At 40.6% G+C, this 16,738-nt stretch carries 8 protein-coding genes; 3 read left to right on the forward strand and 5 right to left on the reverse strand.

What is annotated here, in order from left to right; genetic code table 11:
• Positions 1-93: 93 nt before the first annotated feature.
• The 3 genes from A5882_RS04180 to rplM form a co-directional block, all read right to left on the reverse strand.
• On the reverse strand, positions 94-4,767 hold the full coding sequence (locus A5882_RS04180; protein ID WP_086372468.1) for a type ISP restriction/modification enzyme: 4,674 nt from the start codon (positions 4,765-4,767) through the stop codon (positions 94-96).
• A gap of 224 nt (positions 4,768-4,991) precedes the next feature.
• On the reverse strand, positions 4,992-5,384 hold the full coding sequence (rpsI, locus tag A5882_RS04185) for a 30S ribosomal protein S9 (protein WP_003128901.1): 393 nt from the start codon (positions 5,382-5,384) through the stop codon (positions 4,992-4,994).
• A gap of 15 nt (positions 5,385-5,399) precedes the next feature.
• The gene (rplM, locus tag A5882_RS04190) at positions 5,400-5,846 is read right to left on the reverse strand and encodes a 50S ribosomal protein L13 (RefSeq protein WP_301280258.1); all 447 of its coding nucleotides are present in this window, start codon (positions 5,844-5,846) and stop codon (positions 5,400-5,402) included.
• A 406-nt stretch (positions 5,847-6,252) separates the two neighbouring features.
• On the opposite strand from rplM, the gene A5882_RS04195 reads away from it, so the two are divergent.
• Together A5882_RS04195 and argH are read left to right on the forward strand one after the other, a co-directional pair.
• Positions 6,253-7,467 carry an argininosuccinate synthase gene (locus tag A5882_RS04195; protein ID WP_005230386.1) on the forward strand — a complete coding sequence of 405 codons (1,215 nt, stop codon included), beginning with the start codon at positions 6,253-6,255 and terminating at the stop codon, positions 7,465-7,467.
• A gap of 54 nt (positions 7,468-7,521) precedes the next feature.
• Positions 7,522-8,901 carry an argininosuccinate lyase gene (gene argH / locus A5882_RS04200; protein WP_086372469.1) on the forward strand — a complete coding sequence of 460 codons (1,380 nt, stop codon included), beginning with the start codon at positions 7,522-7,524 and terminating at the stop codon, positions 8,899-8,901.
• Between the two features lie 41 nt (positions 8,902-8,942).
• Here the strand turns inward: argH and A5882_RS04205 are convergent, their stop codons facing one another.
• Positions 8,943-9,431, reverse strand: coding sequence for a Dps family protein (locus A5882_RS04205; RefSeq protein WP_005230382.1), 489 nt, complete (start codon positions 9,429-9,431; stop codon positions 8,943-8,945).
• A 125-nt stretch (positions 9,432-9,556) separates the two neighbouring features.
• Between A5882_RS04205 and A5882_RS04210 the strand changes: the two genes are divergently transcribed.
• Positions 9,557-10,228 carry a prepilin peptidase gene (locus A5882_RS04210; RefSeq protein WP_086372470.1) on the forward strand — a complete coding sequence of 224 codons (672 nt, stop codon included), beginning with the start codon at positions 9,557-9,559 and terminating at the stop codon, positions 10,226-10,228.
• 81 nt (positions 10,229-10,309) lie between these two features.
• On the opposite strand, the gene A5882_RS04215 is transcribed toward A5882_RS04210, so the two are convergent.
• The gene (locus tag A5882_RS04215; protein ID WP_086372471.1) at positions 10,310-16,501 is read right to left on the reverse strand and encodes an FctA domain-containing protein; all 6,192 of its coding nucleotides are present in this window, start codon (positions 16,499-16,501) and stop codon (positions 10,310-10,312) included.
• Between the last annotated feature and the right edge of the window lie 237 nt (positions 16,502-16,738).

Here is a 16,738-nt window from a genome sequence, read left to right on the forward strand (position 1 = left end):
CCATACATCAATAGTAATTTTCTATTAAAAAATATATTTCTTAATACAATAAAAAGCCTAAATAAAGGCTTCTTATTGAGAATATTTTACACTTTAGTCAATTATCTCCAAAGGTGGTAAACTTTCTACTAAATCCATTGTTTGCATAGATACATTAATGATTGACAACAGCAGATTAAATATATATTTTGGATTATCTGAGAACTCGTTAGGGTCATCAACTATCCCAGATTTTTTATCTTTTTTCACTTGGTATTGGTCGATAATCCACTCAATAGCAGGCCTTCCATTCACAACATATTCATATGCACGTTCAGGAATATCTGTTATCACAATATCTTCATTAAATACAATGGTATCTAACTGACCACGTTTAGGATGTTTCATCTTCTTCACTTTGAAACTTGGATTATCTGATTTAAAGACTATACTCACACCATCATAAGCAGGAACATCTTCATAATTTAAGTGTAAATCAGCTAATTGTTTGCCGATTTTCACATATTCTTCTTTGTCTTTAACTAATGGTATACGAGGAAGTTCTTTTTTTAAATCATTTGCGTATTTTTGACGATACTCTATAGAATGAAGAACTCCATAAATATAAAATAAACATTCATCTTCTGATTTAAAATTATCAAGGAATTTTGAAGAGAAATTTGATATATCCTCATTAAATAAAATTGAAGGTTCTGACTTAATTTTTTCCATAAAACCTGTTCCACTCCCCCCCAATACGACTTCGGCTGGAACATTTTTTAACATCATAGCTGAAAAAGACTTTGTACCTTTTGTGACATATAGAATTTTAGAGTTTTCTATATACTTAGTTCGATATTGACCTGGCATGTCAACTACATCAGACGAATACATCAAATATTTTTTTGTGAAAGGACGATATTGGCTAACAATAATTTGGCTTGTATCTACTGATAAAGTTTTTTTAGATTTAATCTTATTTATTAATGCTCTTGACCACTTAATAAAATTTTCATCACTATTTAGAACCGATGTTATTTCCGTAAATTGTAATTGTGAAATTCTATTTAACTCAAACATATAATTTTGGACTAATTTTTGTGAAGTTTTATCAACCATAATTTTGCTGAAATTATACACCCAAGGGTCACGCTTAGTCCCTGCTCCAATGGCTTTTTCCAAAAAAACATCTTTATCAAGGGAAGAATAGTTTTCGTAGTTACTATCCCGCTGATTTACCCAGTCATTATTTTTATCTGGTATAACTTCAGCAAATTTCATTCCTTCAATGGAGCTTGCTTCTTTAATAATCATTAATTTTTGGTCACGATTAAGATAATCGCCAATATCGTGATAAAAAATTTCATGATTATCACTACCATCTTTTACCAAAATACTAATTGCAATCGATGTTCTGCTACCTGACCCAAATATTTTCCCACCTTCCTTACGAGAAATTTCCCCTTGTGTTCTTTGGTCACCTCGTAAATTAAAAATATATAAATGATTAAATTCTTCATACAAGCACTTTCTTAATCCATCCGCTGCTCTCGAGTCAATAAATGAACCATTTGAGACAAATCCAATAACACCTTTGTCAGTTAATCTATCTGATGCCCAGCGAATAGCTGCATTATATGTATCATAAGCAGTATTACTTGCAACAGCATCTGAATATTTAACAAATGTATCCTTAATTCTTTGTTCTAAAACTGGATATGATATATTCTGATTTCTTTCATTTGCTGAGTTTTGTCCACTAGAATAAGGTGGATTTCCTATAATCGCAGTAATTGGAACTTCTTGCTGACGCTTCAATCGTTCATCATTTGTTCCAAAGAACGAATCGTCTAAAGTATCTTCTTGTTCAGTGGATTCAAACGTATCAGTCAATACAATCCCTTCAAAAGGTTTATATTCTTCATGATTAATCTCTGCAAAAGTTGATTCGATATTAATGGCTGCAATATAGTAACTCAACAATACAATTTCATTTGCGTGTAATTCTTGTGTATATTTTCTTGTAATATCAGCTAAAGTTATTTCTCCATTTGTTAATTTATCTTTTAGATAATGCAATGTCCGAACAATAAATGTCCCTGTGCCAGTAAAAGGGTCTAAAATATGAACCCCTTCATCTTCAAGAGCTTTTCCAAAGTGTTTTTTTAACACATCATCGACTGATTTAACAATAAAATCAACAACTTCTACTGGGGTAAATACAATCCCTAATCTTTGAGTAGTTTCTTTGAATCCTTTAGAGAAGAATTTATCATATAAAGTAATAATGATTTTTTGTTTTGCTTCTGCGTTATCAATACCTTCCGCACGTAATTTTACAGAATCATAAAACTCTTTTAATTCATCTTGCTCTTTATTAAACCCACCAAATCTTGACAACTCTTCTACAATTTTATCCATTGCTTCAGAAACAGGATTGTTATTCACAAAGCTATATTCCCCAAAAAGAGCTTCAAAAATAGGAGCAGTAATTAAATGCTGAGCTAACATTTCAATTGCTTGTTTTTCATCAATACTTTCATTGATATTATGTTGTAAACTTTTCAAAAACTTATTAAATTTAATGGCAGTTTGAGAATTTTTATCACTAATCATGATGGTTATTTGTTCAATATGACGTTGTGCTATTTTCGCAACATCTTCTGACCAATCTTCTAGGTATCTTCTGTCTCCTACCTTTTTGACAACTTTTGCATAAATAGCATTCTCTATTTCTCCCCAATCTAAATCTAAAGAAGTTTGATAAGTCGCATCACCCTTTTCTCCAATTGTTGAAGTATTCTCTATATCTTCAACAGAAGGTGCTTCGCCTATACCTATGACGTCCATATTTTCAGGTTTTTTTCTATTTAATTCCAGTTTATTAATCATTGCTGAAAACCGCTCGTCCACTGAACGCAAAGCATTTAGAATTTGCCAAACCGCTTCATATTTTTTATTATTATCCAAAATTGATTCTGGGGTTGTCCCTTCTGGTATTACAATAGGTAGAATAATGTAACCATACTCTTTATCTTTAAATTTCCGCATAATACGTCCAACTGCTTGGACAATATCTACTTGGGACTTTTTAGGTGCTAAAAATATTACAGCATCTAAATTAGGAACATCAATTCCCTCTGTCAAAAATTTCACATTAGATAATACTCTTGTTTCATCTTCTGCAAAGTCCTCTGAAAGCCAATCTAACGCTTCTTTCTTTTCTAAGGTATTCATCATACCGTCTACATGTCGAACATTTATTGATTGCTGAATACTTTCATTTCCATCTAGGTATTCATTGACTACTTCATTGAACTGCGAAGAAATTTTCTTTGAATTATTTATGGTATTAATGAAAGAAATAGCTCTCTGCATAGGTTTTCCTTCAAAAACAGCATCTTTATCTACACTACTTCTTTTCATTAATCCGTTCCAAACACCGATTAATTTAGAAACATCATCAACATCTAAGCCATTTTCACTATCCGATAAGACTCTTTGCATGTCTTTTTGAATAACCTTTTCATCAACTGCTAAGACCATTACTTTATAATCCGTCAAAATATCGTTTGAAACGGCTTGACCAAATCCTAATCGGAAAATTTCTTCTCCATAAATACCCTTATTATCCATTGATGATAAGACAATACTAGAATCTTCTGCTTTTTGTTTTGCATCTGTTCCGTAAATTTTAGGCGTTGCTGTTTGATACAAGCGTTTGTTTGCTTTGACATAATTGTTATTATGAACTCTTGTAAATACGCTTGCTTCTTCTCCTAAAGCCTTAGCCCCTGTGGTTCTATGTGCTTCATCACAAATAATAATATCAAATTCAGGAAATCCTTTTTCTTGTGCTTCATGTAGAACTTCAATAGATTGATAAGTAGAATACACAACCGTTAAGTCACGTTGATTATTCTCTATTTTTTTATAATTGGATAGTAATTTTTCTGAATCTGTTGTCGCAGGAAAGCCAATATCTTTAGCAGATAATTCGTCATCATTCTTCTTTTTAGAAGCATTTCTGTCACTTGTGACAGCAAATGAATGCATACTTAGTTCCGTGTCATTATTCCAGCCAATTAGCGTTTGACTCAATAATTGTATACTTGGCACTAAATATAAAACATTAAAGGTTTCTTTATTCGTTTGTTTAGCCATCTTTTCAACTAATTTCAAGCTGGTAAAGGTTTTCCCTGTTCCCGGTGCCATAATTAACTGACCACGGTCATGTTCCTGAAAGTATTCAATTGTTAAATCAATTGCTTCATTCTGATAAGGTCTAGTTTTCTTCACATTCTTTACTTTTACTTCATTCGGTCTACTTGGAATAAAAGATTCCCAATCAACTTGACTATTTCTTAAATCACTCAAACCAATTTGTGCAACTGGTTTTGATAATTGATTAATCGCTTCATCTGCATTACTACTCAATGAATCTAATGAATACACAATAATTCCATCAGAATAATAAGACTTCCCAAGTTCAGCTAAAAATGAATCAATATGTCTTTTATATATTTTGCTATCATAAAATTTCGCTTGAATGGCAGTTAGTTCACCTGTAGCTTCATTCCTTGCTACTAAATCAACCCCCGTATCTTTTTTTGGGATTGCATATTCCTCTGGAACTTCATTTAATAGCCAAACATCTGAAAATAAGTTTTTGTATGTGGGTTCATTTTTGAAATAAATTTGTGCAATTTTTTCAAAAAGAGTTCCCTTATCTCTTTGAATCTCACTTGATTGTTCTCTTGCTAATTGAATAAGTTCATCAAATGTCATTATTTTTCTCCTTCACCAAGTATTCATTTTAATTATAACAGTTTTCAACTTAGTTGAGTTTTAAAAAAAAAATTGGCCCTATAATTTTTGGGTCCGATGTATCAAACTGATGTTCACTCTGATACAGACTTGATTTTGCGAAATTCATCAGACCTTATCACCAAAGAGCAAAAAAAGACACCATCCAAACGGATGATGTCTTGAAACTGCTGATATACCAACGATTAACGTTTTGAAAACTGTGAAGCTTTACGAGCTTTCTTAAGACCTGGTTTTTTACGTTCAACCATACGTGCGTCACGAGTAAGTAAGCCAGCACGTTTAAGAGCTAAACGGAAATCAGGATCAACTTGTAACAATGCGCGTGCGATACCGTGACGGATTGCACCTGATTGTCCAGCGTATCCACCACCATTTACGTTTACAAAAACATCGTATGAACCTTTAGTTTCTGTAACGCCGAATGGTTGGTTGATTACTTCACGCAAGTCTGCGTGTGGGATGTATTCTTCAACATCTTTTTTGTTAACAGTAATTTTACCAGTACCTGGTACTAAACGTACGCGGGCTACTGCATTTTTACGACGGCCAGTGCCGATATATTGAGCTTGTGCCAATGAAATTCCCTCCTATTAGATTAAGTTTGTGATGTCCAATACTTCTGGTTGTTGTGCAGCATGTGGGTGTTCAGCGCCAGCATAAACATGAAGTTTCATTCCTTGTTTACGGCCTAAAGTGTTTTTAGGAAGCATGCCTTTTACAGAAGTTTCGATCAAACGACGAGAATTTTTAGCACGTAATTCTCCAGCAGAGACTGATTTCAATCCTCCTGGGAAGTTTGAGTGACGGTAATAAATTTTATCGCTTGCTTTGTTACCTGTTAATTTGATTTTTTCTGCATTAATGACGATTACGAAATCGCCTGTATCCACATGAGGTGTGAATGTTGGTTTATTTTTACCACGTAAGACAGATGCTACTACTGCTGAAAGACGACCCATAGGAACATCTGTTGCATCTACTACGTACCATTTACGTTCTACTTCGCCTGGTTTGGCCATATATGTTGTACGCACAATTTTTTCCTCCAATTCAATTTCACGAATGTTTGACATACACTTGAGTTTCCGGGGCTCTTGTGGGGCAAACAATACCATATAACATAATACCTTCTATAAAGCCTAATGTCAACGTAATTCCGCCTCTTTTTGAAAATTTTCTCCATTCGTTTTCTGCCATTTTCTCTGAAAAACGAAACTTGTTGTTGCAAGCTTCTAAAACTGAATAACTTTATGAATATCATGTATAAACTTTCATTAACAAAGTGAGCATCCTCTTCTTTACCTCAATCACCGATAATAGTATAAAAACCTGATAATCGACACTTTTATGTATAAATATTTAATTTTGCCCTTGATTTATTATTTTTATTCTGATAAGATAGCTTCAATCACTTGAAAACACGCGGAAAAGGAGTTAATAAGTATGAAAGAAAAAGTAATATTGGCCTATTCTGGAGGATTAGATACCTCCGTTTCAATTAAATGGTTAACGGACCAAGGATATGATGTGGTGGCTTGCTGCCTAGACATCGGTGAAGGTCGCGACACCCAATCCATTAAAGACAAAGCTTTGGCAGTTGGCGCGATTGAATCTTATGCCATCGATGCCCGCGAAGAATTCGCCCAAGATTTTGCTTTGATCGCTTTACAAGGCAATACTTTTTATGAAAATTCTTATCCTCTTGTTTCCGCTTTGTCTCGTCCATTGATCGCCAAGAAATTGGTAGAGTTGGCATTAGCGACTGGCGCAACGACCGTCGCCCACGGCTGTACTGGTAAAGGCAACGACCAAGTTCGGTTTGAAGTGGCGATCGCTGCTTTAGCGCCTCACTTGAAAGTCATCGCACCGGTTCGGGAATGGAAATGGTCCCGGGAAGAAGAGATTGCCTATGCGGCTGAAAAAGGAGTGCCGATTCCCGCTGATTTGGACAATCCGTATTCCATCGATCAAAACTTGTGGGGACGTGCCTGTGAGTGTGGCGTCTTAGAAGATCCTTGGGCAACGCCGCCAAAAGGGGCCTACGCTATCACGCAAGAATTAGAAGATACTCCTGACGTACCAACGATCGTTGAGATCACCTTTGATCAAGGGGTACCGACCGCCATTGATGGCGAAACGATGAATCTAGCAGAATTGATCATGAAACTGAACCGGGTGGCTGGCGAACATGGCGTTGGTCGGATCGACCATATCGAAAATCGTCTGGTGGGAATCAAATCACGGGAAGTTTATGAATGTCCGGGAGCGATCGCTTTGATGACGGCTCATAAAGAATTGGAAGATTTGGTCTTTGTACGGGAATTGGCGCATTTCAAACCAATCATTGAGCAGCAATTAGCCCAAGTCATCTATGATGGTCTTTGGTTCAATCCATTGACGGAAGCTTTGATTACCTTCCTGAAAAGCACGCAAGTCTACGTCAACGGAATCGTGCGTTTGAAATTGTTCAAAGGCAACGTCATTTGTGAAGGACGGAAATCTGAAAACAGCCTGTACGATGAAAACTTAGCAACGTACACGTCTGCAGATACCTTTGATCAGCATGCGGCCATCGGCTTCATCAAATTATGGGGACTGCCAAGCAAAGTGCACGCTGAGATCCAAGCACAACAGCAACTAACAGAAACATTGATTTAAGTATGCACGGCTGAAGCTGCCGCTTCAGCCGTAATCTTTTTTTGAGGTGAGAATATGGCAAAATTATGGGGCGGACGTTTCGATGGGAAAAATGAAGCTTGGATCGATGCTTTTGGGGCTTCCATCACGTTTGATCAAAAGTTAGCAAAACAAGACATTCTTGGCAGTTTGGCACATGTCAAAATGCTGGTCCATACGGGCATCATCAGTCAAACCGATGGCGAAGCGATCATTGGCGGCTTGACCACGATTCAGCAGCAATTAGCCGCTGGCGAATTGACCTTCACGATTGAAAATGAGGACATCCATTTAAACATCGAGACATTCTTGCATGAATTGATTGGACCAGTGGCAGGCAAATTGCATACTGCCCGTAGTCGTAATGACCAAGTGGCGACCGATATGCATTTGTATTTGAAAGAAGTCGTGCAAGACGTGATCACTTTGATCACTGAATTGCGAGAAGCGCTGGTTTTACAAGCCGAAGCCAACATCTACACCATCATGCCCGGTTATACCCATCTGCAGCATGCACAGCCGATTTCTTTTGCCCATCACCTCTTAGCCTATTACAGTATGCTGACGCGTGACCAAGAGCGTTTCAGTGAGAGTTTGAGCCGCATCGATGTGATGCCTTTAGGCAGTGCTGCTTTGGCAGGCACCACCTTCCCTATCGATCGTGATTTCACCGCTCAAGAGTTAGGGTTCAGCAATATTTACAGCAACAGCCTAGATGCGGTCAGCGATCGTGATTTTATCTTGGAATTTTTAAGCAACGCCTCTTTATTGATGATGCATCTGTCTCGTTTTTGTGAAGAGCTGATTCTTTGGTGCAGCCACGAATACCAATTTGTGGAGCTGACCGATACCTTCTCCACTGGCAGTTCCATCATGCCTCAAAAGAAAAACCCTGACATGGCGGAGCTGATCCGTGGAAAAACAGGACGTGTCTATGGGAACCTCTTTGGTCTTTTGACGGTCATGAAGGGCTTGCCGCTGGCGTACAACAAAGATTTCCAAGAAGACAAAGAAGGCATGTTTGACAGCGCCGAGACCATCACGAAAAGCTTGCAGATCATGACGGGCATGATCGCAACGATGAAGGTCAATCAAGCACGGATGCAAGAATCCACTGAAAAGGATTTTTCCAACGCAACAGAATTAGCGGATTACTTAGCTGGCAAAGGCGTGCCTTTCAGACAAGCCCATGAGATCGTCGGCAAACTCGTCAGTGAGTGTTTGAGCAAAGGCATCTATCTGCAAGATGTTTCCTTGGAAGACTACCAAGCGATCCATCCTGCCATCGACAGCGATATTTTTGAAAAACTTGACTCCTATACCGCCGTCAAAAATCGCCATTCTTATGGCGGCACCGGTTTTGATCAAGTGGCACAGCAAATTGAAGCCGCTAAAGCATTATTGGCAGGCCATTAAAAAAACCAGCGAAGAAAATTCTTCGCTGGTTTTTTTGTTGATTAATGACGTACGCGAGATTTCGCTGGATCGATCAATGGCGCTTCGCCTAAGTGCGCTTGGATCATCCAAATACGTTTTTCGATGGCTGTTTTGAAGCCGATGAAGATATCTTGGGTTGGATCGTCGCCTTCTTCACCAGATACTTCGATCCCTTTTTGGTATAAGTCCGCTAAGTAACGGTAGCCTTCCACCAATGTAGCTAAGCGTTCTGGAATCGTGCGGTCCCAGTTGCCGACTTCATCAGGGATTTGAGTGTGTTCTGCCATTTCACGCAAAGTTGAATATGGTGAACCGTCTAATGTAATCAAGCGTTCAGAAACTTCATCCAATTGCTCATTTAAATCATCCATGAATTCGTCCATCATTGGATGCAATGTCAAAAAGCCAGGTCCACGCATGTACCAGTGTGTTTGGTGAACGACCATAGCCATTTGGCTTAAATCAGCAACAAGTTGGTTTAATACTTCTTTTGTTTGTTCAAATTTCATAACGATTCCTCCTCTAAATTATCTATTTTAAGGATAATACGAAACAAATAAAAAGTACAACAAAATCATCTATTTGAGAAAATTTCTCACTCTCTTACGTATTTCTTTATAAGGAGGATCAAAAAATGACGATTTTCGTGTTTTTTTTAGGCGCTTTACTCGGCTTCTTTTGGCTTATGCTCTTACATACCCTGTTTTGGAATCCACCAAAAAGTGATTCTCGTTCTCATTACGAGAAGGTGAACAAAGTTTCGGATAACCATTGGTTTTTTCGCCTTCCTACGAGATGGCTTTTACCCCTGCTTTATTGGGCCATCGTCTGCTTGTGCTATGGCGGACTTTGCGTGGTTGCCTTTCATGATTCCCAAAGCTTCCTGGCTTTTGTCTGGCTGACCAGTGCCTTTTTACTCAGTTTGACCGACTTGATAGACTATAGCGTCTACCCGCAACTGCTGTACCCCGCCCACCTACTGCTAGCGCTGGCACAGCTTAGGAGCGGCGCTTCTTTTCAATGGCTGTCTTTAGGCTTGCTGGTTCCACTGGTCTTTTTTGTCTGGCAGAAAAAAATGGGCGGCGGCGATCTCTTAGTGCTGGCAGGTTGGAGTATTTGGCTAGCGCCAACGACCCTTTTGGCCCTCTTACTAATAGCCAGTAGTCTTGGTCTTCTCGCTTTTTTTAGCTATCAAGGCATCTGGAAGAAACGATTGGCGCAGTTGCCCTTTGTCCCCTTCTTGAGCCTGGGTTTGCTGATTGTTCGCTTCATAGCGTTCCATACTTTTGACGCTTTTTTTCTTTGAAGTGAAGAAAAATAGGGCAGGAAAAAGCGGGACAAGTTGGCCTCATCCCGCTTTCTCTTTCTGCTCTGTTGCTTCCCCTGCCTATGATAACGGCGTCCGTTTTTTGCGATCAAGGTAGATGCCTACTGCGATCACTACTAACAACAGTCCCAAGACGACCCAACCAGCGGTCGTGGTGTCATTGGTTTTCGGTAAGTTGCCAGTTCCCGGTTTCGTTGTTTTGCCTTCTTTGACACGGTTGTTGAATACCATGTCTGCCGTTTGTTCCGCTTCAGCCACTAATTTTCCGTCTTGATCTTTGACGGTGACCGTCACTTGATAGGTGGTTTCATCATAGATGATCGTTGCGTCATTGCCAGCTTTTTCACGAATCGTGTAACGATGTTCCCCAGCATCGTCATACGTCAATGCATCAAAGGTAATCGTTCCATTTGCGTCATTGCGTTGGGTTTGCAGAACCTTTCCAGCTTCATCCACTAATTCAAATGCGAATTCGTTGGCTTGCAAGTCTCTACCCGTCAAGACTTTCTTAGCACTTAGTACGACACTGCCAGCTTGTGGTTGGTAGCTGTTTTCAAAGACTTGATCGCCTTCGTATTCCGCCACTGCGGTCAACTGTCCAGCTTCATCGGTGACCGTTACGACTACTGCCAGTTCTTTTGCATCGTAGGTGATGGTACCGTCAGTTCCTGTTTGCTCACGAATGGTGTAGTGGTACTCACCTGTTTCTTCGTAAGGGAGAGCATCAAAGTAGATTTGTCCGGTTGCATCATTGGCTTTTGTCTGAAGTACAGTTTCGTCTTCATCGACTAGTTCAAAATCGAATTCATTTGCTTGTAGTGTACGACCAGTTAAGACTTTCTCGGCATTCAATACGACACTACCAGCCTTTGGTTGATAGCTGTTTTCAAAGACTTGGTTGCCTTTATATTCCGCTACGGCGGTCAACTGTCCATCTTCATCGGTGACGGTCACGACTACCGCTAGTTCTTTTGTATCGTACGTGATAGTGCCATCGCTGTCTATTTTCTCACGAATGGTGTAGTAGTACTCACCTGTTTCTTCGTAAGGGAGCGCGTCAAAGTAGATCTTGCCAGTTGCATCATTGGCTTTTGTTTGAAGAATGTTCCCTTCTTCATCGACTAGTTCAAAGTCGAATTCATTTGCTTGTAGCGTACGACCGGTCAATACTTTCTCGGCACTCAGTACGACACTACCAGCTTTTGGTTGATAGTCGTTTTCAAAGACTTGATTGCCTTCGTATTCGGCCACTGCGGTCAACTGTCCGTCTTCATCCGTCACGGTCACGACTACTGCAAGCTCTTTTGTATCGTACGTGATAGTGCCATCGCTGTCTATTTTCTCACGAATGGTGTAGTGGTACTCACCTGTTTCATCATAGGCGAGAGCGTCAAAGTAGATCTTGCCAGTGGCATCATTGGCTTTTGTTTGAAGTACGTTGCCTTCTTCATCGACTAGTTCAAAGTCGAATTCATTTGCTTGTAGTGTACGACCAGTTAAGACTTTCTCGGCACTTAGCACGACACTGCCAGCTTTTGGCGTATAGTCATTTTCAAAGACTTGGTTGCCTTCATATTCCGCCACTGCGGTCAATTGTCCGTCTTCATCGGTGACGGTCACGACTACCGCTAGTTCTTTTGCATCGTAAGTGATGGTACCGTCAGTTCCTGCTTTCTCACGAATAGTGTAGTGATACTCACCGGCTTCCTCGTAAGGGAGCGCGTCAAAGTAGATCTTGCCAGTTGCGTCGTTGGCTTTTGTTTGAAGAACAGTTCCTTCTTCATCTACCAGTTCAAAGGCAAATTCGTCAGCTTGTAAGGTGCGTCCGGTCAAGACTTTCTCGGCACTCAGTACGACACTACCAGCTTGTGGCGTATAGTCGTTTTCAAAGATCGCATTGCCTTCATACGTTGCTTTTGCCACCAGTTGCCCGTCTTCATCGGTGACTTTCACGACAACGCCAATTTCTTTCATGTCATAGGTAATGGTACTATCTGCGTCAGCTTTTTCTCGAATTGCGTAGCGGTATTCGCCGACTTCGTCATACATTAATTCATCGAAGTAGATTTGTCCGGTTGCGTCATTGGCTTTTGTTTGAAGTACGTTGCCTTCTTCATCTACCAGTTCAAAGGCAAATTCGTTGGCTTCCAGCGTGCGGCCGGTCAATACTTTCTCAGCATTCAGCACCACTTCGCCAGCTTTTGGCGTATAGTCATTTTCAAAGACTTGATTGCCTTCGTATTCCGCCACTGCGGTCAACTGTCCGTCTTCATCAGTGACGGTCACAACTAACGCTAGTTCTTTTGCATCGTAGGTGATGGTATCATCAGTTCCTGCTTTCTCACGGATGGTGTAGCGGTATTCGCCTGCTTCATCATATGCGAGAGCGTCAAAGTAAATCTTGCCAGTGGCATCATTGGCTTTTGTCTGAAGTACAGTTCCTGCTTCATTGACTAATTCGAAGTCAAATTCTTCTGCTTTCAAATCACGACCAATCAGCACTTTCTCAGCGCTTAAAACGACACTGCCGGCTTTTGGTGTATAGTCATTTTCAAAGACTTGATTGCCTTCATAGACTGCTTTCGCAATCAACTGGTTGTCTTCTTCAGTGACGATCACGGTTACCTTTAGTTCTTTGTCGCTATAGGTGATGGTTGGATCATCGCCGGCTTTTTCCCGAATCGTGTAATGATATTCGCCAGGCTCGTTGTAAGTGATGGCGTCAAAGGCAACTTGACCGTTGCCGTCATTGGTTTGGGTTAGAATCACAGAGCCAGCTTCATCCACTAGTTGGAACGTAAATTCGCCGTCTTTTAGCTCGCGCCCATCAAGTAGCTTCTGAACATTCAAGGCAAGGGTTGTCTCTTTGGTATCTCGCTTATTAGCTAGTTCAAAGACATAATTGACTTGCTTATCAGAAATAGTGAAGGTGTACTGAGTCGCATCTCGTTCGTATCCGTCCGGTGCGGTGATTTCTTGGATCATATAATCGCCGTAACGCAGATTGTCGATCCGATCAATGGCGTTGCCGTTTTCCATGATCTGATTGTTTTTCACCACCAGGTTCGACAAGATGACTTCATAGGTATTTTGTGCATTTTTGCGGCTTAATTGGAAAACCGCTTCTTCATCGATCCCTCGCTCTTTGGTGCCATCGGCATCGTATTTCACGATCGTCAAGGAACCGTTCGTCCCAGAAGACGTTCCGCTGCCATCTGTCGATTTGATGGTGATTTCTTTGGTTACTGTGTGAATCTCGATCTCACTACCCGTCAAATTGACATTGTTGGTCACCCGTTCATTGTTCAAAATCCCGGGGTCAAGTTGTGTTTGATAAACGATAAAGTATGGTTTATCAATCATTTCTTCAAAAGCGATCACTAACGATTGCGTCCCTGCTACCACATCCGAGGTGATTTTCGGATTGTCTTCGTTGGTGAAGGTGACTTTTTCTCCTTTTTCCCACGTACCATTGTTTAAGACCGCTTCATACACATCTACGATCACGGCATCGTCGGCATCTCGTAAAAAGGTGTGTTGATTGTAGTTGATGGTATCGGTGACCACCGCATTGTGGATTTTGCGACTGTCAGCGTTGATCATGATTTCCCAATCGATCAACCGATTGTTGTCGGCATTCTGACTACCGTTTTTCATCAACCAGTCCGTTTTCGCCGACTTATCGGCTTGGCCATCCGCGGTCAACGTTGTATCGTTGTCTGTCAACGTGATGGTATTTTTGTAGGTAAATACATCTTCCGCTGCTTCCGTTGCCAAGAAGACCGCCAGTGTTTCTGACGTTTCTTTCAGCAAGGTGATCGTAACTTTCTTCGTGTCAGGGTCATAAGTGTAACTGTAATCCTCGTTTAACACCAATTGCTCTTTCAGTGCTCTGACTTGTGTCGTATATCCAGTTACCGTGACCGTGTAAAGCGCCAAGTCTTTCAAAGTTTGGCCTTCTTGCAGCTGGTCAGTGATGACTGCATCTTTATTGATTTTTTCTTTGTACGTATTGAATAGCCCCATCCAATAGACTTGATCGCTTGAAGCAGTCTGCTCATCAAAAATAGTTCCTAGATTCCGACCAAATACAGCGGTAATCGCTTTGGCGACATCTTCGCCTTCACCAATGAATAGGCCGTATTTCAAGGCATTTTTTAACCAGTTGGTATCCATCCAAGTATTGGATTCAGAAGCTTCCGTGAACGTATTGCCGGCTTCATCTTTATAATGGACAAACGCTGCATTACTAAACCGGCTGCTAGAACTTCCTAATGCGATCTGTTGTGAAACATCGAAGCTGGTTTTAAAATTAACAGTGATCGTTGCCGAGGTCGTTTGGTACGCCCCTTGCAGCTTGATGCGAAAACCAGTCTCAAGTTCCTTCGTTGAGCCATCGGCTAGCGTTTTCGTTTCTGTGATCAGCTCTAGCGTATAGTCGGTATTGAGCTCTAAAGGCTCGGTCACTCCGCTTGCCGTCACTACCAGCGTATCCGCCAACAAGGCCAGTGCGCTGCTGTTTGCCCCTGAGATCAATTGATAGCGGTCTTCTATAATCAGGTCGCTAACTTTTTGCTGATTGGTATTGGCTTCAATTTTCCATGCGACAGTCTTCGTTTCATAGTCTTTGGTGCCAGCGGTTTTCACGACACCGATCGTTTTGGTTGGTGTCACTGTCCCACTGCCCGTCAAAGAGGTATTTTGATTGTCGCGGATCGAAGCGTAATTGTATATACGTGTATCGGCTAAAACCGATTCATACAACTGGGTGTCGTATTGGATCTTGTAGTAGCCAGCATTGGCAAACGTGATGCCAAAGCGTACGATTTCCCCCTCTTTATTCTGTTGTTCTGTCCCATCAAAGGACCAGTCCTCTGAAGGGATTGGATTACCGTCTTTATCAGTGATCACCAAAGTTTCTGGAACAAAAAAGTGCAAGGCTTTTTCAGGATCTGTTCCCGAGTAGGTCTGATCCAAAACTCTGGCTTGATCTTTGTCCAATGTAACGGAAATTTCCCAAGATGCTCGTTTCGTTTCTGGATCGTAGCCTTTAAATCGTTTGTATTCTGATTGTTCATCGTAGGTAACCGTTGCTTCTGCGGTTTTTTCTGTAAAATCGCTACCGTTGATTGTTGCCGTGTTTTTGAAAGAAGAAGCCGTTGGATCGGTGACTGCACTATTGATGACGATTCGAACCGGTTGATCAACCGTTTGATTGAAGGTAAACGTGTTGTTAACACTGTTATACGTATATAAGCCATCGGTACGAATCCATTCATCGGTGGATTCATCGTACAAGTAGCCTGTCGAAGTACTATAAGCTAATCCTTGTGGCATCTTATCGGTAATCACCACATCATGCAATTCACGACTGGTTTGGTTAAAAATAATTTCCCAAACCACTGAACCGCTGGAAGTCACGTTACCAGTCTTAATGATATCGACCTCATAAATAGGCAATGTAATGATGATCTCATGGCCATCTTCATCGTAAATCCCGGTAGGAATGGTCACTTCCTCAGTAACGGTGCTTACACTTAATTCAGTGATCAGATCAATAGTCCCTGAGCGGTTGGAAAGTGTTTGTGCCGCCTCATTAAAAGTAACGGTCAATGTACCATCGAGTGCTAAGGTAAAGCTTCCGATCGATTGTCCGCCGGAACGGGTCAATTCACCACTGACGGTGTTATGAATGGCAAAATAATTCGGCAATTGATACGTATAATAATCACCAGCACGAATTTCTTCCGTATCTGCTAACGACCAGTCAAAATGAATTTTGATATTGTCATTATACATCGGTGGATTTTCGGCAGTGAAAGGCTGATCGTTTAAGTCAGTGATTCGGACATTGTCAAAAAGCTGCACGCCCCGTTCATTCAGGTTGGCACTAAGATTTTCAGCGGTAGCAGAAGCTTCCGTTTCCGTCTCAGCATCTGGTGCTCGGGGTTGAATGCTGTTTTGATTCAGTGTCGAAGATGCTTGGGTTGCTTGACTTTCACTAGGAACGGTTGCTTGTTCTTCTTCTGCTTGACTCGTTGCTGACTGAACTGCTCCCGCTGTCGATGAATCCGTAGGTGCTTTTTCCGTATCGATCGTTCCGGTCACAGGTTCAGTACTTTCTAACGTTTCGGTCGTTCTTTCGGTGCTTTCGGTTGCGTTGATTGCTTCTGCTAGTATGATCGTTGGTTCACAAAAAATGGAGCCAAGCAAGACTAGCAAACATATATAGATAGAAAATTGTTTTTTCATAATTGCTCATTCCTTTTTATAAATTTTTTCAATTGATCTCGGAAGCGCTCGACGAATAATATTGTTCAACAGTGAGCAAGATATCCCAACAAACAACTGCTTTTTGCCTCCTCCCCATGATTCAAAAATTTTGGTCTTTGCTACTTGTATCAAACGTATTACTACTATTCCACACTTCTATTTTCCCAAAATTTTGGGGTGGGATGTATTCAAAAAAAATACAACACGCAATTTTTT

The sequence above is a fragment of the Enterococcus sp. 4E1_DIV0656 genome (genome assembly GCF_002140695.1).
Lineage (GTDB): Bacteria > Bacillota > Bacilli > Lactobacillales > Enterococcaceae > Enterococcus_D > Enterococcus_D entomosocium.